The following is a 19,534-nucleotide window of genomic DNA, read 5'->3' as shown; positions in this document are numbered from 1 at the left end:
CCGCGGGCCTTCAGGGGCGCAGCGCCAGCATCATCGCCTCGACCGCGATCTGCGGGTTGACGTTCGCCGCGAGCCGTTCCCTGCACTGCATGATCGCATCGATCCGCCGCATTGTTTCCTCGGGCGTCGACCGCTTGGCCAGTTGATCGAGATCGAACCGGATGTCGTCGTTCGCCAGCTCCACCGCCGCCCCGAACTGCATGGCCAGCACGTCGCGGTAGAACGACACCAGCTCGAGCAACGCCGAGTCCAGCGAGTCCCGTTTGATCCGCGTGGCCCGTGACTTCTGCCGGTCCTCCAGCTCTTTCAGCGCCCCGGCCCCGCCCCGCACCAGCCCCCGGTTGAGTCCCTTGCCCGTGGAGCCCTCGCCGTAGAGCTTGCGCAGCTCGGCAGTCTCGTTCTCGTTGAGCGCGGCCGTGGCCACGGCCGCCTCCTCCTCCGCCGTCTTCACCAGACGCTCGGCGGCGGACACGCACTCCCCCACCCCCGTGAGCGAGCGTGGAATGCTCAGCACGGCCTCGCGCCGCTGCCTGGTCCCCTCGTCGAGCGCCAGCGCCCGTGCCCTGCTGATGTGCCCCTGAGAGGCCCTGGCGGCGAACGCGGCCGTCTCCCACGGCACGCTGTCACGCGTCGCGAGCACGTGGGCGACGGCGTCCGCGCTGGGTGTGGTCAGGGTGATCAGCCGGCAGCGCGACCTGATGGTGATCATCAGGTCGTCGGGGGCAGGCGCGCACAGCAGCCACACCGTGCGGGGCGGGGGCTCTTCGATGGCCTTGAGCAGGGCGTTCGCGGCCGACTCCGTGGCCCGGTCGGCGTCCTCGAACAGGATGACCCGCCACCGCCCCTGCGTCGGCGCCCCGGCGGCACGCAGGATGAGCTCACGGGTCTGCTTGACGCTGTAGGACAGGCCCTCGGGGCGTACGGACTCCAGGTCGGGGTGAGAGCCGATCAGCACCTGGTGGCACTGGTCGCAGTGGCCGCAGCCGCCGTCAGGGCACATCAGCGCCGCGGCGAAGGCACGGGCGGCGTCCTGGCGTCCGGAGCCGGGCGGGCCGGTGAACAACCAGGCATGCGTCATGCCCGCGCCGCGCCCGCCGCCGACGACCTCTCCGGCCGCTGCCGCGGCCCGCAACAGCACGGCTACCGCCTTGTCCTGCCCCACGAGGTCATCGAAAACGGTCACGCGCTAAGGGTAATTGCCCGCAACCCCACGTGGGCGCAACAACGGGGGTGAGGGCCTCACCCCCAGTCGCGGATCGCCGGCATCGTCCCCGTGACGTCCTCCGTCTCCTCCGGGACCGGGTCGGGCAGGATGTCGCGGATGCGGTCCTGGATCTGCCGGGTGATCATCTCGAGCGGCTGGGTGCCGTCCACGACCAGATATCGCTCGGGCGCGGCCGCCGCCAGCGCCCGGAACTCCTTACGCACCCGCTCGTGGAACTCCAGCGGCTCGGCCTCGATCCGGTCGACCGCTCCGCCCAGCCGGGTCAGCCCCAGCTTGGGCGGCGTATCGATGAGCACGGTCAGATGTGGCACCAGCCCACCCGTCGCCCAAGCGTTGATCTTGGAAACGTCTTTGGGATCGAGCGCCCGACCCGCCCCCTGGTAGGCCAGCGACGAGTCCACGTAGCGGTCGGTGATCACCAGTGAGCCCCGGTAGAGCGCCGGCCGGATCACCTTTTCCACGTGCTCGGCCCGGTCGGCGGCGTAAAGCAGCGCCTCCGAGCGCGCCGACAGCCCTCGCTCTGCCGCATCGAGCAGGATGGCCCGCAGCCGCATGCCGACCTTGGTGGAGCCCGGCTCTCGCGTCTGCACGACGTCGTATCCCTGGTCGCGCAGCCAGATGGCGATCAGCCGCGCCTGGGTCGTCTTGCCCGACCCCTCGCCGCCCTCGAACGCCACGAACAACCCCGGCACGTGCTCGACGGCCTCGGAGGGGAAGCGCTCGCCGCGCACCGCCGCGATGAGATCCGCCGCCAGGGAGACGCCCTTCCTGTCGTCCATGTGGCGCAGCGCCAGGAGGCCGACGATCGTGGCGAGCACCCCGCCGACCACCAGCACCAGGTTGGTCCCGTCGAACCGGTAGGCGAACTCGCCCAGCTCCAGCCTGTGCACGCCGAACAGCGCCGCCAGCGGGCTGGCGACGGCGACCACGAGCAGCAGCGTGACGCGCGCCGTGGACTGCAGGAACGCGAACGTACGGCCACGCAGCCCGTCCTCGACCTCCAGCCCGATCAGCGTGTAGCCGATGATCCAGGCGATCCCGGCGCACGCCCCGAGCAGCACGGTCAGCATGACCACGATCACCAGGTTGTGCACCAGCGCGATCGCGACCAGGACCAGCCCCGCCACCGTGATGGCCACCCCGAACAGCCGCCGCCGCGACAACTCGCGCAGCAGCCGGAGCCCGAAGAACATGCCCAGCGCCATGCCGACGAAGACCGCCGCGAACACGACACCGTAGGCCGCGTCGCCGCCGCCGAGCGTGCTCACGTAGATCCTCGCCACGCCGACCACGGCCCCACCGGCGGCGAACGCCCCCAGCATGCCGATGATCAGCCCGCGCACCAGCCGGTTGCCGCCGACGAACCGCCAGCCCTCGACGATCTGCTTCAGCACAGAGGGGGTGGAGATCGCGCCGTCCCGCTTGGGGATGTCACGCAACGTGAAGATCAGGAATGCCGACACCAGGTAGGCGCAGGCGTTGACGACCAGCGCCAGCCCGGTGGCGTCCCGGCCGGCCGGGAACGGCACGACGGTCCTGATCAGGTCGCCCGCCACGGACAGCGCCGCGAACAACATGGCCGCGACCGGCGCGCTGCCGTACGTGACCAGCAGGTTGAGCCGGTTGGCCGACTCCAGCTGCTCCTTCGGCACCAGATTGGGCACCGTGGCGTCCTTGGCCGGGACCCAGAACAGGTTGACGCACTCGACCAGGATGGTCGCCACGATGATCCACTGGTAACTGTTGACCACCGGGATCGACAGCACCACGGCGAACCTGGCCAGGTCCGCCGCGAACATCGTCAGCCGCCGGTCGAACCGGTCGGCGAACACGCCCGCGAGCGGCCCTAGCAGCACGGCCGGCAACATCTTGGCGATGAAGACACCGCCGACGGCCAGCGACTGCACACGGTAGTCGTCACCTTGGGTGAGGTTGGCGGCCAGCGCGGTCAGCGCGAGAATGTTGAGCCAGTCACCCAGACTGCACACCGACATGGCCATCCAGAGCCGTCGAAACGGCGCGTTGGCCAGCACGTGGGTAGGGCGGCGTCGGCCAGGGGCAGTCATGATTTCAGGGTATCCAGGTCTTGACCAGAAGCGGGTGGACAAGAGACGAGCCGGATATTCCCGGCGGACTCGTGGCCGAGGGTATTACGTACGCGGCCCCGCGCGCAGGTTACACACCTCGAATGGGTCCCCGAAAATATCACCAATTGAAAACTCCAGTCCCATCTCGAGCCTCTGCTACCAATGGGCCCCACTCGGCCCGGATATCGGGTGGTAGGTCCAGATCGTCCCAGAGCTCGGCGAGCAGCACACCGTCCACGTGGTCGTGCAGTTCCTGAGGACTGCCCTCGCACAACAACAGCGTGTATGCCGCCCTCCGCTCCGCACGGTCGGCCAGGTCGTAGTCGCGGCCACGCAGCCGCGCCATCCCCAGCGCCGCGGCGACCGGCAACCGCCACAACCGGCTCGGCACAGGAAAGGGCCGCGCGGTGAACTCCACCTTCGGCTCCAGCGCCAGCCGGAACCCGGCCGCGTCGAGGATGCGCCCGGCCGTCTCCAGCGTCGGTGACTTTCTGCCGTGCTCATAGGCCGACAGCGTGGTCCGCGACGTGCCGCTGACGGTGGCCAGCGCCTTCTGGTTCATGCACGCGGCGTGCCTGGCCTGCTTGAACAGCAGCCCACCGCGCTCGGCCCAGATGGCGACACCGGACGCCAGCGCCGCCTCCATCGGCGAGGACACCATGGATGATCCTTCCCCGTGCGTATCCGTCCGGATACTACGGCATCATGGCGCCCTGTGGCCACTCGACTACGCTAGGCGAGTTCCAGCATCGTGATCTCGGGCGGGGCCCCGACCCTTACGGGTGGCCCCCAGAACCCGGCGCCCCTGGTGACGTAGACCTGCACCCCGTCCACGGTCGCCAAGCCGGACACCACCGGCTGCTGCAGCCCCACGACCAGGCTGAACGGCGCCATCTGACCGCCGTGCGTGTGCCCGGACAGCTGCAGGTCCACGCCATGGCGGGCGGCCTGGTCGACCTGGACCGGCTGATGCGCGAGCAGCACCGTGGACCGGCTGGTGTCGCGGTTGCCGAGGGCCTTGTCGAAGTCGGGACCGTCACCCTGGGAGGTGCCGTTGAGGTCGTTCACCCCGGCCAGATCGAGGACGGCGCCCTGGTGCCTGATCTCCACGCGCTCGTTTCGCAGCGGGCGTACACCGAGCTGCCCCAACTCCTCGATCCACTCGGCGAACCCGCCGGGGGCGAAGTATTCATGATTGCCGGTCACGAAATATGCCCCGTAGCGGGACTCGATGTCCTTCAGCGGCCGCGCCAGCGCGCCGAGCTGGGCCACCGACCCGTCCACCAGGTCGCCCACGATCGCGACGACGTCGGCCTCGAGCCCGTTGATCATGCGGACGATGCGCTCGGTGTGGGCCTTGCCCGTCAGCGGTCCCAGATGGATGTCGCTGACCACGGCGAACCGCAGGCCGCCGAGCCGCTGGTCCAGGCTCGGTAGCGTGACCTTGACCCGCTCGAGCACCGGATCGCCCAGAGCGCTCGTGATGCCGTAGCCGACCGCGCTCAGCGCGCCGGCCCCGGCGATGGCGGCGGTGGCCCGCCCGAGGAACAACCGCCTGCTCAGCGGAGCAGGGGGCGCGGCCTTCTCAGCCGGCGCGGCCCTCTCACCAAGGGCGCCCCCCTCAGCAGACGGGAGCGTCTCAACCGGCGGAACCGTATCAACCGGCGCGGTCTCAACCTGCGCGGTCTCCTCGACCGGCGCCGCCGTGCCGGCCAGGACCGGGACAGGCTCGAACTCGGCCTCCGGCGCCCGCTTCCGCTCGGCAATGCGCAGGAACAACCCCGCCACAGCCCGCGGAATCTCCAGCACCACCAAGAACAGGAACAGATAGAACAGCAACGCCAGCCAGACGTACCCCGGCCAGGCCAGCCAGTGCCCGAACTCCATCCGCGTGCTGACGAACGTGCCCACGACCAGCGCGAACAGGCCCACCATGCCCCAGGTCAGCGCCTTGCGCAGCCGCCCGGGGCCGGTGGTCGAACGCACCAGCCGGTGCCAGAGGTAATAGTGCGCCAGCAGCACCAGGCCGACGAAGATCAGGACCACCACGTATTAGATGCTACTTACGATTTGGCAGCCGGCTTCTTCGCGGGAGGCTTTTTCGCCGGCGCCTTCCTCGTCGTGGTGGTCTTCTTCGGCGCCGGCGCCCGCTCCCGCCGCTCGGCCAGCAGCTCCGCCGCCCGCTCGATCGTGATGTCCTCGACCGTGTCACCCTTGCGCAGGGAGGCGTTGGTCTCGCCGTCGGTCACGTAGGGGCCGAAGCGCCCCTCCTTCACCACGACCGGCTTCTTGGAGTTGGGGTCGTCGCCCAGCTCGCGCAGCGGCGCCGCTGTAGCGGCCCGCCGCCCACGCGGCTTGGGCTGCGCGAACAGCTCCTTCGCCTGGTCGATGGTGACCGTGAGCAGGGCCTCCTCGGAGGCCAGCGAGCGCGAGTCCGTGCCCTTCTTCAGGTAGGGCCCGAACTTGCCGTTGTACGCCGTGACCTCCTCGCCCTCCAGCTCGCCCACGACCCTGGGGATCGACAGCAGCTTGAGCGCGTCCTCGAGCGTGATCGTGTCCAGCGACATCGTCTTGAACAGCGAGCTCGTACGGGGCTTCGGCGCGTCGGCCTTCTTCGTCCGCCGCTTGGGAGCCTCCTCGTCCACGGGCGGCTCGGGCAGGACCTCCGTCACATAAGGCCCGTACCGGCCGTCCTTGGCCACGATCATGTGCCCGGTCACCGGGTCGTGCCCCAGCTCGCGGTCACCCGTCGGCCGCGAGAACAGCTCCTCGGCCTTCTCCGCGGTCAGCTCGTCGGGCGTCATGTCCTCGGGCACGTTGACCCGGGCGCCCTCCCTGTCCAGGTAGGGGCCGTACCGCCCGACCCGCAGGACGATGTCCGACCCCCTGACCGGGAACGAGCTGATCTCCTTGGCGTCGATGTCGCCGAGGTCGGTGACCATCTCCTTCAGGCCCTCGTCGCCGTCGGAGCCGTAGTAGAACCGCTGCAGCTCCGGCACCCGCTCCGCCCGGTCGTTGGCGATGTCGTCGAGCACCTTCTCCATGTCGGCCGTGAAGTCGTAGTCGACCAGGTTGCCGAAATGCTGCTCCAGCAGGTTGACCACGGCGAACGCCAGGAACGACGGCACCAGCGCCGTGCCCTTCTTGAACACATAGCCGCGGTCGAGGATCGTCCCGATGATCGAGGCGTACGTCGACGGCCGCCCGATCTCCCGATCCTCCAGCTCCTTGACCAGCGACGCCTCGGTGTAACGGGCGGGCGGCTTGGTCGAGTGGCCGGCCACGTCGAGCCTGGTCACGCTGAGCGGGTCGCCTTCGGCCAGGTTGGGCAGCCGCTTCTCGGAGTCGTCGCGGTCGGTCGACGGATCGTCGGCCCCCTCCACGTACGCCTTGAGGAAGCCGTAGAACGTGATCGTCCGGCCGGACGCGCTGAACTCGACGTTCTCCCCGGCCGACGACCTGCCGCTCACCTTCACCGTGACCGACTCGCCGACCGCGTCCTTCATCTGCGAGGACACCGTACGCTGCCAGATCAGCTCGTAGAGGCGGAACATGTCGCCCGACAGCCCGGTCTCGCCCGGCGTGCGGAACTCCTCACCGGAGGGGCGGATCGCCTCGTGGGCCTCCTGCGCACTCTTGACCTTGCTGCTGTAGACGCGGGGCTTGTCCGGGACGTACTCGCGGCCGTACAGCTTGATCGCCTGCGAGCGCGCGGCCGCCACCGCCGTCTCCGACAGCGTGATGCTGTCGGTACGCATGTAGGTGATGAAGCCGTTCTCGTAGAGCCGCTGGGCGACCTGCATCGTGTATTTGGCGGAGAATCCCAGCTTCCGGCTGGCCTCCTGCTGCAATGTGGTCGTCCGGAACGGCGCATACGGCTTGCGCGTGTACGGCTTGCGCTCGACCGACTTGACCGCGAACGACACCCCCTGAAGCCGCCCGGCGAGCTCGCCCGCGGCCGCCTCGGACAGGTGCAGCACATCGGCGTTCTTGAGCCGCCCGGTGCTGGCGAAGTCGCGGCCCTGCGCCACCCGCTTGCCGTCGACCAGGGTCAGCGTCGCGGTGAAGTCGCGCGGACGCTCCTCCGGCTTGTTGGTGTCGAACAGCGCCTGCAGGTCCCAGTAGTGGGCCGACGTGAACGCGATGCGCTCCCGCTCACGCTCCACCACCAGCCGCGTCGCCACGGACTGGACGCGACCCGCCGACAGCTTGGGCTTGACCTTCTTCCACAGCACGGGGCTGACCTCGTAACCGTAGAGCCGGTCGAGGATGCGCCTGGTCTCCTGGGCGTCCACCAGGCGGAGGTTGAGGTCGCGCGGGTTGGCCACGGCGTCCTGGATGGCCTGCGGGGTGATCTCGTGGAACACCATGCGGTGCACCGGAACCTTGGGCTTGAGCACCTCGCGCAGGTGCCAGGCGATGGCCTCGCCCTCGCGGTCCTCGTCGGTGGCCAGATAGAGTTCGTCGGCGTCCTTCAGCAGCTGCCGCAGTTTGGCGACCTGCGACCGCTTGTCGGGGTTGACGACGTACAGCGGCTCGAAGTCGTGCTCGACATTCACCCCGAGACGCGCCCATGGCGCCCCCTTGAACTTCTCAGGGATGTCGTCGGCTCTCTCCGGCAGGTCGCGGATGTGGCCGATGCTCGATTCGACGATGTAGCCGCGCCCGAGGTACCCGGCGATCGTCTTCGCCTTGGCCGGCGACTCGACGATCACCAGGCGTGTTCCGCCGGCGCTGCCGTTCTTGGCTGGCACGCTGCTTCCTACCTCGCTGTTCGCTAGCAAAATCCCCCTGCCGGGAGTCGGCACAGACTGAAAGGTAACCCGACTCGCGGAAATTTCCTTCCCCCGGGCTACCCACTACCTTCCGGGTCCACCCACAAGCACGCAGAATAAGGCCCATCGAGCGGCATGGCGCCCTGACTCACCCTGGAGACTAATCGTTGTGCTCGACTACTCCTACATGGATATCTTCATTCCGCGCGACCTCACTCGCGAAGCAGCACGTCAGCTGCTGACCGAACACGCAGAGTACGGTCAATGGGAGCTCGCGCGCGTACGCGTCCACCCCGACGGGAGCCGTCACGTACGGCTACGCCGCAAGATTATGCGGGTCCGCCGGACGCTCTGAACGCGGACATGGCTTTGCCCGTCCCAGGCCGCGCCCCCGGAACGGGCAAAGCATCTATCGCTGACTGCTCACGGGCTGTGAACAGCAGCCGTACCTGTATACGGACTCGCCGCATCCCTCACTTCCGGCCGGGTCGAAGCCGGAAGGTGTGGCGGGACTACTTGCGGGCGAACCGGATGCGGCGGGCTGACGCGAACAGCGTCGCCGACGCGGCGAACATGGCGCCGAGCGCGAGGGCGAGCAGCGAGCTCGGGTTCATCCCGGTGAGGCCGGCGGGCTGCTCGGCGCTCATCAGGCCGATGCCGCCGATCGGCAGGCCCCGGGTGACGGAGGTCACCGCGCCGCCGACGGGAGTGGAGGAGACCAGGTCGGTCGCCGTGCTGAGCGGGGAGGACGAGCGGGCCGGCGCCGGACGGGAGTGCGCGGTCTTCGACACCTTGGCCGGGGCCTGCGCCTGGACGGGCAGACCGGGCAGCTCGGGCAGCTGCGGCAGGCCGAACGTCCTGGCAACGTCCTCGACCAGCGGCACCGCAGTCACCTGCTGAGTGAGACCGGAAACGGCGTCGAGCTGCGCGGCGCCGACGACGTCCTGTAGCCGAGCGCCATCCGCCAGACCCTGCACCTGCTCGGTCACCGCGGAGACGCCACCGATGGTCTCCTTCAGCGCCCCCGCTGCGGGGACGCTCTCCAGTGCCCCGAACACCGGAACGCTCTCCAGAGCCCCCACGGCCGGGACACCCTGGAGGCCGCCCAGGGCCGGAACGCCGGCCAGCATGGGCAGCAGGCCGCTCTTCGCGGTCGCGGTCTTGCTGACGGTGGCGTGCGTGCGCCCGTACGAGCCGCCGGAACTCTCGTGTCCGGGCCTGCCGACGTTCGCCCCGCCCAGGCATCCGGCCGCCGCGTCGCCCAGGACGGCCACGGCGTTGCCGCAGACGTTCACCGGCGCGGCGATCGGCGCCACGATCTGGTTACCGGCCAGCACACCGCCCCTGCCGGACGTCCGGTTGCCACCGCCGTTACCCGGCGAGACTCCCGCGCCGCCCTTGCAGTGGGCCTCGGAGGCCCCGAGCACCGCGGCCGCGTTGCCGCAGATGTCGACGGGCGCACTGATCGGCGCGACTGTCTGGTTCCCGCTCAGCACACCGCCCACTCCCGACGTACGGTTGCCGCCCGCGCCGGAGTTGCGGACCTTGGCGCCGCCCTTGCAGCCGGCGAAGGCGTGCCCGAGCGCGGCGGCCGCGTTGCCGCAGACGTTGACGGGCGCACTGATCGGCGCGACCGTCTGGTTCCCGCTCAGCACACCGCCCACTCCCGACGTACGGTTGCCGCCCGCGCCGGAGTTGCGGACCTCGGCGCCGCCGTTGCAGCCCGCGGTGGCGTTGCCCGCGGCGTTGCCGCAGACCTCGACCGGCAGGCTGACGGGGGCCACGACCTGGTTGCCGCTGCCCGCGCCGAAGCGCCCGTCGGTGTCGTTGCCCGCGCTCCTGTGGTGCTTGCGGTAGCTCGGCCCGCCGTTGGTCACGGAAGAGCCGCCCTTGCAGCCCGAGAACGCCCGCCCGAACACGGCCACCGAGTTGCCGCAGAGGTTGATCGGCGCACTGATGGGCGCGACGGCCTGGTTGCCGCCCAGCACGCTCCCCTCACCGGACGTACGGTTGCCGCCCGCGCCGGTGCCGTAGACGTTCGCGCCGCCCTTGCACCCCGCCGTGGCGTCGCCGAAGATCGCCACCGCGTTGCCGCAGGCGTTCAGCGGGGCGGAGATGGGCGCGGTGATCTGGTTGCCGCCGAGCACGCTCCCGTCCCCGGAGGTACGGTTGCCGCCCGCGCCGCCCTTGCCCTGGTTGCGAACGCTCGCGCCGCCCTTGCAGCCGGCGTCGGCCTCGCCGAACAGCGCGATCGCGTTGCCGCAGGCGTTGACCGGGGCGCTGATCGGAACGTTGACCTGGTTGCCGCCGCCGACGGAATCGTCACCCGAGGTCCTGCCGGAGATGCCGCTCCTGCCGTTGTTCACGACCTCGGCGCCGCCCTGCGAGGAGGCCTCCGCCGAGCCGGCCGCCCCGACCGCGTTGCCGCTGATGTCGATGGGGAGGGAGATCGGCAGGTCAACCTGGTTGCCGCCGCCGATGGAACCGTCGCCTGAGGTGTCGGCGAGGGCGGTGCCGCCGCCGAACGACATGACCGCCACCGCGAGAAGGGCGGCAGGGGTCGATGCCTTGGCCCACGTACGCATGATGAATGCTCCTAGTGGTTCTTGGGGGGATACCTGAACAGATCGCGGGCAGCCCGAGACCAGATGAGGTTCACGCACAGCGGAGACCTCGGGACCGCGAACCGGTTTGACTGACGTGTCACCCGCCGGCGGAGGGGATCAAGCCGCGCTCCGCCGCTGTGGCATGAAGATGCCGACCAGTGCGATGTGAAGGCGGGGGTCAGTCAGGTGAGAAAGAAGGGTCGTCCGCCGCTGTGCGGACGACGGGGGGCAGCACGTACGCCGGGAGAGCGCGCCGCGCCTGGAGCCGCGGGTCGAAGACGGACCTCGCGATGTCCCCCGTAGCGGCACCGAACGGGCCGCTGCCACCGCCGTTGGGCACCAAGCCATTGGTGTCCAGGATCTTTCCGGCAGTGGACGGTGATGGAAGGCCAGGATCCCGCTGGCTGTTGAGCCCGTCGACCGTGCGCCCGGCCATGGCCTCGGCGTTGATCGACGCCGAGCCCTGATCCGAGCCCACGAGGGCATGGGGCACCGCTTCCGCCGTGGCGGAATCCGCCGTCGCGGTGACGTCCGCAGCTGCCGGAGCAGCGGTGAGCATGCCGAACAGAACAGCGAGCAGCCACCCGGCGACCGCGAGGGCACCGATCATGACTGCCCGCACGACGACCCGTCGGGCACCGGCCGCGAACCGCGCCATCCGGCGAACCCGATCGTCAGCCGCGTCCTGCTCCGGATGGGCCACGGGCAGACGGCACGCAGCGAGGGACATCTCCCTCGACTGCCGCACTGCCGCGCGCACCACGTGACCTCCCGGACTCCAGAACCGACCTCACACCATGAGGCCGTTCCGAGGACTCATCCCTCAACGGTCCGTAACCGTAGCAGCACGCAAGGTCGCCGCAACCCTCTTTTCACGTGAGTCCCAGGAATTCGCCAACCGCACAACTCCCAAACCAGCCCCAATCACCCCATCCGGCCGGCACCCAAACCAAGACGCCGCCATCAGCGCCCCCCACGTGCCCCATCCGGCCCTACCAAGAGGTCTTCGAAGAGTGACCGGATTCTTGGTATGACGCACTCCGCAGAGTTTGCTAACCTTACTGAGCCGACGCGGGATGACGGTCTCGCGTGCAGGCACCAAGTCCGGGTGGCGGAATAGGCAGACGCGCTAGCTTGAGGTGCTAGTGCCCAGTGATGGGCATGGGGGTTCAAGTCCCCCCTCGGACACGTAAGTTGTACATAGCTGGGCATTTCCGGGCATGACGATACGTCACCCTGGCCCAGCCTTCGGCTGACGCCGGGATCAGGCTTGCTGACCTTCCTCCTTCCAGCAGGCCGGAGACATCGGGGCCACGGCGTCTTGTCTGCTACAAGTCAGCGGGCGGGATCCAGAATGACCTTCACCTCCTCTCGCGTGTCCGCCCTCAGGGCGCGAGTCTCGGGATCGTAGACCAAGGTGATGTGGTCGGCGCGCAGACGGCCAATGATGTCCGCGACGCCGAGCGGCAGAGCACTGGGCGGCCAGTCGGCAAGATCAGGTCCGGCCAGCAGCACGTACAGGGCCGGCAGGTGCGGCAGGATGCGATCCTGGCGGATGTAGAGGTTCTTGGGCCGGTCGGGATCGGGGCGGCTGGCGCTGCTGTGGCCATGCCGGCAGCGGTAGGCCGCCCGGTTGTTGGCCCAGCACGATTCCAGCCGTCGGCCACAGATCCCGCAGCGCAACAGCCCAGCCAGCAGATAGCAGCGCTCCGAACGCTTTCCTTCGGCTACAGCGCGCATTCCCTGTACCGCGACGAAGTCCGCCTCGCTGACCAGCGCCGGATGCGCGGGCCGTGCGGAGATGACCCAGCCGTCCGGCAAGTTCCACCGCTGCACCTGCCGATGCCCCAGCCCGGTATTGCCCGGATCGACCAACTCATGCTCGCTCGGCTGCCGGTTCCACACCTGCCGCCCCGTATACCGCGGATTGCACAAAATCGCTCTCACCGTGGTCAGCGTCCACCCTGCCCCCGACCGGTGCGCATTACGCTTCGGATCTGCGGCCGACGGGCACGGCACGTCGGCGTCGTTGAGCGCCCGGGTGATCCGGGCCATGCTATGTCTGGCCCGCCGCTGGACGAACATCCACGTGACGATCGGCGCGGTGTCCGGGTCCGGCTCCAACCGCCACGCCCGCCGCCCCCATGCCGCATGCGCCCGGTTCGGATGCGGGCCCGCATCCACCAGCCGATACCCGTACGGCGGACGCCCGCCCTGATACCGGCCCTGCTCACGTACTTGAGCCGCCATCGCCGTGCGCACCCGGATCCGGGTCCGGGTGATCTCCCGCTTGGACTGGATCCCAAGCGCGATCATCAACTGCTCGTGCCCCTCGCCGGCAAAGTCGACCCGGCCACCGACCTCGGGCATCCACAACTGCACGCCGTAATGCTCGAACAACGGCGCCATCAGGGCGAACTGGCTACCGTAAAAAGCCCGTTCGTACTCCCCCACCACGATCGCGTCGAACCCGCGCTCCGGGTCGGCCATCGCCGCCACCAGCGCCGCAGCCTGTGGCCGCCGCGCCCACGGCAATACCCGGCTGTGCCCGACGTCGAAGTACTCGGCCACGATCCGCCCGAACCCTGCCACCAACGCCGCTGCCTGATCCCGTTGCCGCACCCGCGACGTCACCGGATCCTGATGATCCTCCGTCGACACCCGCCCATAGAACGCGAACCGCAGCCCACCGGTGCAGGACGCGACCGCCCGGCGCCTCGTCGACCGTGCAGCCCACTCCACGAGCGTCTCGCCACTCCCGCCCAGAAGCGTCATGGGCGGCAGAGGTACCACCGCAGCAGCCATAACCGTGCTTCTATCGTCAAGCCAAATCACCCTCCGGTCCATCATGCAAAAAGAATGGACGGTATAAGCGATAGGCGGCTGAATGAGTTATATCGCGGAATGAATTCTCTACACCCAGGTAGTAGTAGTGCTCGGCAGCGGGGAGGCTCCTCACCCGCGACGAGGTGGCCCCGGAACAGTAGAGCCTCGTCGCAGCCGCCGTGCGGGTGTGCCCACTCGCGGCGTTGAAGGTCCAGCCGTGAAGCGGATCGTCGTGGTCGGCGGCTCCATCGCCACGCTTACGGCGGCCCAGAGCGTGCGGGACGAGAGCTTCGACGGCCGGATGGGCGGCTGGTGATGCCCGGGGCTGGCAGACGCGTTCGTAACGCTCGCCTGGCTGACCGCCGCGGGCACACTCGGGGACAGGTGCGCTAGCGCAGTACATGCTGGCGCAGTACGTGCTGGCGGCGCCGCTCATCTTCGCCCACGGGGCGGGCAGCCACCAGATATTCGAGATCGCCCATGAGAGGAGGCCGTATCAGCCCATCGAGGGCTGCCCCTATCCGGCCGCGCCGCCGAACATGCTAGTCCGAACCCGTCGCTGGGCCTGGTCGGGCTTCCTATGCGAGCGCGTATAGGAAGCGTATAGCGCGCGATGTGACGATGCCCCCGATCCATTAATGGAGACCACCACGGCGGCACAGCAAGCGCAATTGCTGTTCGAAGGGGGATTCATGCACCTTAATCGACGGGTCGTGAGCTTAACTGCGGCTTTCTTACTATCTTCCTTACTCTCGGCGTACGTCAGCCCAGCCGCACCGGCGCATGCCGCGGTGAGCGTGAAGAGTTCCACCGCGGCGGCCTGCTTCGCCGCGGCCGCGGCCGAGAGCGCCAAAGAGGCACAGGCCACCGCGCGCGCCTGCGGGCGACGGGTGGAAGTGCTGTCGGAGCGCTCGGCGACAACACAGGTTTTCGCGAATCCGGACGGAACGTACCGGGCGGAAATCTCGTACACTCGCTGGGCGTACGCGATCAACACCAACGTCAACCGGAATGACGGCCTCGTTCGGGTGGGCCGGGAACCGACTTCCGAGGGCTTTCTCGCCCGGTCGTTCTTTGAATTCCCCACGGGGGCACTGGCCGGGGCGCAGATTCTGTCCGCGAACTTCTCCATTACGCTGACGCATTCGTCCACCTGCGGGGCGACCCCGACGAGACTGTGGCACAGCGGTGGGATCGTCAGCACTCCCCGGACAGCGTGGAGCCCGGCCCTGGTGGACTACCTGGATACCCAGTATGGGGCGGCCAACAAGGTTTGCTTCCAGCCCGACGTGACGATGATCTTCGGTGGCGGCCTCGCCGTGAACCTGCAGGCGAACACGGGCAGCCCAACCTACACGGTTGCCTTGACGGCGCAGGACGAGTGCAGTTGCTCGGCCGCCAGGGACCAGTGGAAGAAGTTCTACCCCGGCACCGCCCTGATGACCGTCGACTACAGCCTCGCCTAGACGGCACCCGCACCGGCCCCATGGCGGCACACCTTGGCCGACCAGGTGCCGCCATCTGGCCACGCCGCCGAACATGCCGGCCCGAGCCCGCCGCCGACCTGGTCGGGCTTCCTATGCGAGCACGTCGAGGAAGCGTGTAGCGCGGTTGTAGAAGCGATATATCGCACGATTTGACGATGCCGCGGCCCCAGTAATGGAGGCACCACAGCCGCGTTTGTAGTTCGAGAGGGTACGTATGCCTGTCAATCGACGAGCCGTGAGTTTAACTCTCGCCTTCTTAATATCGTCCACACTGTCGGCGTACGTCACCCCGGCCACGGGGACGCGTGCCGCGGCGAGCGCGAAGGGTTCCACCTCCGCGCCCTGCTCGGCTGCGGCCGCAATCAAGAGAGAGGGCGAGGCGCTAGCTGCCGCGCGCGCGTGCGGGCGGCGGATAGAAGTGCTGTCGGAACGTTCGGCGACAACACAGGTTTTCGTGAATCCGGACGGAACGTACCGGGCGGAAATCTCGGCGTCACCGCGTTGGGTGGAGCGCGGCGACGGCTCGTGGGCCGACGTGGATCCCTCGCTGCGCGCCAACGCCGATGGTTCTGTTTCGCCGGTGGCCACGGCCGTGGACATGCGCTTCTCCGGAGGCGGGTCCGGGCCGATGGCGACGGTCGGCAGCGGTGACAGGAGCGTCTCGCTCGTCTGGCCCCAGGCGCTGCCCGCGCCGTCTCTCTCGGGTGACACCGCCACCTACGCGGATGTGCTCCCCGGCGTCGATCTTCAGTTGCGGGCGACGGCGGACGGGTTCAGCCACGTGTTCGTGGTCAAGTCCAAGCAGGCGGCGGCCAATCCCGCACTCCAGAAGATCGGCTACGGCGTGACCGGCACCGGTGTCGTTCTCCGGCAGAACGACCAGGGGGTGTCGACGCCGTCGGGCCCGATGGCGTCGAACTGCTGCACTCGGGCGGCGCGGCGATGTGGGACTCCTCGGAGACGCAGCCGCAGGCGAGCGCGGCGGAGGATGCGCCGGAGAAGGCTGGATCCGGGGGACGCTCGACGGCACGCACCGCGGGCGACCACGCCCGCCAGGCCGGGGTCAAGACACAGTTCACCGAGGGCCGGCTGGTCCTCGAACCGGACGCCGGCCTGCTGGCCGGGGCTGAGACCCGCTTCCCGCTGTACATCGACCCGATGTACGGCACGGGTGCCACCCGATGGGCATACGCGACCAACACCAACGTAAACCGGAATGACGAGTTCCTCCGAGTGGGACGGGAACCGGAGGGTGATAACTATCTCGCGCGGTCGTTCTTCGAATTCCCGCTGGGGCCATTGGCCGGGTCGCGGATTTTGTCGGCGAACTTCTCCATTACGCTGACGCACTCGTCCTCCTGCGGGGCGACTCCGACGCGACTGTGGTGGAGTGACTCGATCGCCAGCACTCCCCGGACGGCATGGAGCCCGGCCCTGATTCAACACCTGGACACCCAGTCCGCGTCGGCTAACAAGAGTTCGTGCCCCCAGCCCGATGTGACGATGTCCTTCGGCGGCGGCCTCGCCGGGAGCCTGCAGGCGAACTCCGGTGCCGGAGCCTATACGGTGGCGTTGACGGCGCAGGACGAGTGCAACTGCGACGCCGCCAGGGCCCAGTGGAAGAAGTTCTACGGCAGTACCGCCCGGCTGATCGTCGACTACAACCACGCCCCGGTGACGCCATCCGCCGCTGACATGTCGTTGGGCCCGGCAGGCGCCGACCCGGTGGTCTGCGGGCCGGGCATCAGAGTAAACGCGAGCAATGGCATCAGACTGCGGGCCAAGCTATCCGACAGCGACGGCGGGAACGTCAGAGCGCAGTGGACCGTGAACGGCATCCCCGCGCAGTACGCTCCGCCAGACTCCGCAATGGCCGCGTCTGGTAGCGAATTCACGACCGATCTTCCCGCAGCCGCGCTGCCCGAAGGCTCCTACTCCTGGACAGTGCGTGCCAATGATGACACGGACGCCGGAAGCCCTGGGCCGACCTGCGCGTTCGTGGTGGACAACACGCTGCCCGGTGCGCCCAAGGCGACCACGACCGAGCTGGCACTGACCACCGGATTGATCGTCCCCGCGCCGCCCGCCAGCGCGGTGGTCGGACAAGCTGCCGCCGTGACGCTGACTCCCACGGCGCAGGACACCGACGTCGCCGGGTATCTGATCGGGCTGGGCGTGGGTGCTGCGCGGGCGCCAAGCCTGTGGGTTCCGGCGGCTCCGGACGCCAAGGCCGTGGCCCCCGTGGTGCCGATCGCGTCCGGGAGCACGATCAACTACCTGACGATCCGGGCACGAGACCTCACCGGCCAGCTCGGCGCCACGATCACGTACAAGTTCAAGGCCAATGCCGGGACGGTCACCCATGTTCGTGGCGACGCATCCGGCGACGGGAAGCCGGACTACACCGTGATGGCCGACGCCGGCGGCGGCAAGAGCGCCCTGTGGCGGTGGACCACCAAGACCAGCGGCTCCGGCCTGTTCGAGCCGATCGCGCCACAGGACTCGCCGGGCAGCTACCCGACCTCCACCACGACCACGGTGACCGGCGACTTCGACGGCGACGGGCGGAGCGACGTAGCCGTGTTCCAACCCAAGACCACGGCAGGGGCCGCGCTGACCGTCCAGCGCTCCGACGGCGACACCCTGCTGGGCTCACCCGAACTCTGGTCGGACGCGGGCTGGAACCTGGCAAGCATGAAGATCGTCGCTGGCAACTTCGACGGCGACGCGCAGGGCCGCGACGACATCGCCGTGCTGTACGACCAGGGCGGCTCGACGGTGCAACTACGGGTTTTGGTCGCGACCGGTTCGCCGGGCGCCGTGGCGTTCGCGCCGCCCGCCGTCTGGTTCCAGAGCGGCACAGGTGCCATGGACTGGAGCAAGATCAAGATTGTCGCGGGGGACTTCACCAGGGACGGCAAGGCCGACATCGCCGAGATCAAGGATCTCGGCGGCCGGGTGGGGATCTTCCTCCACCCATCCAGCGGATCAGCGTTCCCCTCCAGCCAGGTGTGGTACGACGAGCCCGGACGCGGCTGGGACTGGAACAGCAGCAAGTTCGTCACCGGCGACGTGACCGGGGATGGCCGTCCCGACATCGCCACCCTGTACGGCTTCGGACGGGTGCAGACCGCGCTGTACGTGTTCGCCAACAAGGCTGATGGAACCGGGTTCGTGCCTCCACCGCTCGCCTGGGCATCACTGGAGTTCGCCTGGGACTCAACTCTTGCCGAGCCGTTCACCGGGGATGTCGACGGCGACGGCGACGAGGACATCACGGTCGTCTACCGGTGCTGCGGCACAGGGCAGCGAGTGCTGTGGCGGTTCACCTCGAACCAAGGCACCGTCTCCGCGCCCACCCTGGTCGCACGCACGTCGCTGAATTCCGGGGGAAAGTGGCCACTGAGAATGGATCCGTCCGCGGCGTACAAGCTGGTGGCCCGTCACTCCGGGCTGTGCCTCGACATCAGCTCGAACAGCATCGCCAACGGCGCCGTCGTCTGGCAGTGGGGCTGCCACAGCTACAGCAACCAGGCGTTCCGCTTCGTGCCCAACGGCGCCGCCCACTACATGCTGCAGCCAGCGCACACCAGCGGCATGTGCCTGTCGGCGAGCGGCTCGACACAGGACGGCGTCGATTCCTACCAGTGGCAGTGTCTGGGGCCCAACGGTGATCAGGTCTACAAGGCGGAGTACGTGTCCGGCACCGGCGACGACACCGTGATACGGCTGCGCCCGGTCCATTCCGACAAGTGCCTGGACATCGAGGGCGTCCGCACGGATGCCAGCGCCCCGGTGCAACAGTGGACCTGCTACGGGGGAGCCAACCAGGACTTCTACCTGAAGCGCACCGCAGTAACGCCGTACAACCTCATGGGCTCGTACGCGATGAACGAGTCCGGGGGCGGCACGCTGGCCGACGACAGCGGACGGAACGCGACCGCCACTTTGACCGGTGGCGCCACAGTTGGGAGCGGATCCGGCACGTTCAACGGCACCTCGGCGTACGCGGCCACGTCCGGCCCCGCGGTGGACACCAGTCAGAGCTTCACGGTGTCGGCATGGGTCCGCCTGACCAGCGACGCGCACTACGTCACGGCTGTCAGCCAGGACGGCACGTCAGTGGGCGGGTTCAACTTCGGCTACCAGCCACCTGGGGACGGCAACGTGTGGGCGCTGGAGCTGCGTAACCAGGACGGCTACGTGGCCGGGGCCAAGTCGCGGGCGTCCGCACCGGCGACGCTCAACACCTGGACACATCTCGTCGGCGTACGCGACGTCGGCGCCAACCAGATCCGGTTGTACGTCAACGGTCAGCTGGCCGGCACGGCCGCCTACACCTACCGGTGGAACGCCACCGGGCCGCTCACGATCGCTCGCACTTTGTGGCAGGGGACTCCGGCTGACTTCTGGCCGGGCCAGATCGACGACGTACGGATCTGGAACCGGGTCCTCGACGCCAACGAGATCTCCACCCTCTACGCCACCCGCAGCTGACCACGACCAGTTCTGAAGGAGTACGGCGATG

At 68.7% G+C, this 19,534-nt stretch carries 12 protein-coding genes and 1 tRNA gene; 4 read left to right on the top strand and 9 right to left on the bottom strand.

Annotation, left to right across the window (positions count from 1 at the left end):
• Positions 1-10 precede the first annotated feature (10 nt).
• The 5 genes from OHA25_RS10090 to topA form a co-directional block, all read right to left on the bottom strand.
• A complete protein-coding gene (locus tag OHA25_RS10090; RefSeq protein ID WP_327587308.1) occupies positions 11-1,183 on the bottom strand; it encodes a DNA polymerase III subunit delta' in 1,173 nt (390 codons plus the stop codon).
• A gap of 56 nt (positions 1,184-1,239) precedes the next feature.
• A complete protein-coding gene (gene tmk / locus OHA25_RS10085; protein ID WP_327587307.1) occupies positions 1,240-3,291 on the bottom strand; it encodes a dTMP kinase in 2,052 nt (683 codons plus the stop codon).
• Between the two features lie 139 nt (positions 3,292-3,430).
• On the bottom strand, positions 3,431-3,973 hold the full coding sequence (locus tag OHA25_RS10080) for a helix-turn-helix transcriptional regulator (RefSeq protein WP_327587306.1): 543 nt from the start codon (positions 3,971-3,973) through the stop codon (positions 3,431-3,433).
• A 71-nt stretch (positions 3,974-4,044) separates the two neighbouring features.
• The gene (locus OHA25_RS10075) at positions 4,045-5,361 is read right to left on the bottom strand and encodes a metallophosphoesterase (RefSeq protein WP_327587305.1); all 1,317 of its coding nucleotides are present in this window, start codon (positions 5,359-5,361) and stop codon (positions 4,045-4,047) included.
• 14 nt (positions 5,362-5,375) lie between these two features.
• The gene (gene topA / locus OHA25_RS10070) at positions 5,376-8,066 is read right to left on the bottom strand and encodes a type I DNA topoisomerase (protein ID WP_327587304.1); all 2,691 of its coding nucleotides are present in this window, start codon (positions 8,064-8,066) and stop codon (positions 5,376-5,378) included.
• Between the two features lie 208 nt (positions 8,067-8,274).
• On the opposite strand from topA, the gene OHA25_RS10065 reads away from it, so the two are divergent.
• Positions 8,275-8,442: a DUF5703 family protein gene (locus OHA25_RS10065; RefSeq protein WP_236667176.1), complete on the top strand. Its 168-nt coding sequence runs from the start codon at positions 8,275-8,277 to the stop codon at positions 8,440-8,442.
• A gap of 157 nt (positions 8,443-8,599) precedes the next feature.
• Here OHA25_RS10065 and OHA25_RS10060 read toward each other — a convergent pair whose 3' ends face one another.
• Both OHA25_RS10060 and OHA25_RS10055 read right to left on the bottom strand, forming a co-directional pair.
• Positions 8,600-10,672 (bottom strand): chaplin family protein, encoded by a 2,073-nt coding sequence (locus OHA25_RS10060; RefSeq protein WP_327587303.1) that lies wholly within the window; start codon positions 10,670-10,672, stop codon positions 8,600-8,602.
• A 199-nt stretch (positions 10,673-10,871) separates the two neighbouring features.
• Positions 10,872-11,423 (bottom strand): hypothetical protein, encoded by a 552-nt coding sequence (locus tag OHA25_RS10055; protein ID WP_327587302.1) that lies wholly within the window; start codon positions 11,421-11,423, stop codon positions 10,872-10,874.
• A gap of 372 nt (positions 11,424-11,795) precedes the next feature.
• On the opposite strand from OHA25_RS10055, the gene OHA25_RS10050 reads away from it, so the two are divergent.
• Positions 11,796-11,881, top strand: a tRNA-Leu gene (locus OHA25_RS10050).
• Positions 11,882-12,028: 147 nt separating this feature from the next.
• On the opposite strand, the gene OHA25_RS10045 is transcribed toward OHA25_RS10050, so the two are convergent.
• Entirely contained in the window at positions 12,029-13,468 is a 1,440-nt protein-coding gene (locus OHA25_RS10045; RefSeq protein ID WP_327587301.1) for a recombinase family protein, read from the bottom strand.
• Between the two features lie 689 nt (positions 13,469-14,157).
• Here OHA25_RS10045 and OHA25_RS10040 point away from each other — a divergent pair.
• Entirely contained in the window at positions 14,158-14,985 is an 828-nt protein-coding gene (locus OHA25_RS10040) for a hypothetical protein (RefSeq protein ID WP_327587300.1), read from the top strand.
• Between the two features lie 111 nt (positions 14,986-15,096).
• Here the strand turns inward: OHA25_RS10040 and OHA25_RS10035 are convergent, their stop codons facing one another.
• Complete coding sequence (locus OHA25_RS10035; protein WP_327587299.1) at positions 15,097-15,606, bottom strand: hypothetical protein; 510 nt, start codon at positions 15,604-15,606, stop codon at positions 15,097-15,099.
• A 342-nt stretch (positions 15,607-15,948) separates the two neighbouring features.
• Here OHA25_RS10035 and OHA25_RS10030 point away from each other — a divergent pair, with 342 nt between their 5' ends.
• Complete coding sequence (locus OHA25_RS10030; protein WP_327587298.1) at positions 15,949-19,503, top strand: LamG-like jellyroll fold domain-containing protein; 3,555 nt, start codon at positions 15,949-15,951, stop codon at positions 19,501-19,503.
• Positions 19,504-19,534 lie beyond the last annotated feature (31 nt).

Source organism: Nonomuraea sp. NBC_00507, from assembly GCF_036013525.1.
GTDB lineage: Bacteria > Actinomycetota > Actinomycetes > Streptosporangiales > Streptosporangiaceae > Nonomuraea.
The sequence above is the reverse complement of the archived record's forward strand: the minus strand, read 5'-3'. Positions and strand labels throughout refer to the sequence as shown.

Bases quoted from the DNA above. Each gene is read 5' to 3' on its own strand.
- tmk (WP_327587307.1), bottom strand. From the start codon at position 3,291: ATGACTGCCCCTGGCCGACGCCGCCCTACCCACGTGCTGGCCAACGCG.
- OHA25_RS10080 (WP_327587306.1), bottom strand. From the start codon at position 3,973: ATGGTGTCCTCGCCGATGGAGGCGGCGCTGGCGTCCGGTGTCGCCATC.
- OHA25_RS10065 (WP_236667176.1), top strand. From the start codon at position 8,275: ATGGATATCTTCATTCCGCGCGACCTCACTCGCGAAGCAGCACGTCAG.
- OHA25_RS10060 (WP_327587303.1), bottom strand. From the start codon at position 10,672: ATGCGTACGTGGGCCAAGGCATCGACCCCTGCCGCCCTTCTCGCGGTG.
- OHA25_RS10055 (WP_327587302.1), bottom strand. From the start codon at position 11,423: ATGTCCCTCGCTGCGTGCCGTCTGCCCGTGGCCCATCCGGAGCAGGAC.
- OHA25_RS10045 (WP_327587301.1), bottom strand. From the start codon at position 13,468: ATGACGCTTCTGGGCGGGAGTGGCGAGACGCTCGTGGAGTGGGCTGCA.
- OHA25_RS10040 (WP_327587300.1), top strand. From the start codon at position 14,158: ATGGAGACCACCACGGCGGCACAGCAAGCGCAATTGCTGTTCGAAGGG.
- OHA25_RS10035 (WP_327587299.1), bottom strand. From the start codon at position 15,606: ATGTCCACGGCCGTGGCCACCGGCGAAACAGAACCATCGGCGTTGGCG.
- OHA25_RS10030 (WP_327587298.1), top strand. From the start codon at position 15,949: ATGTGGGACTCCTCGGAGACGCAGCCGCAGGCGAGCGCGGCGGAGGAT.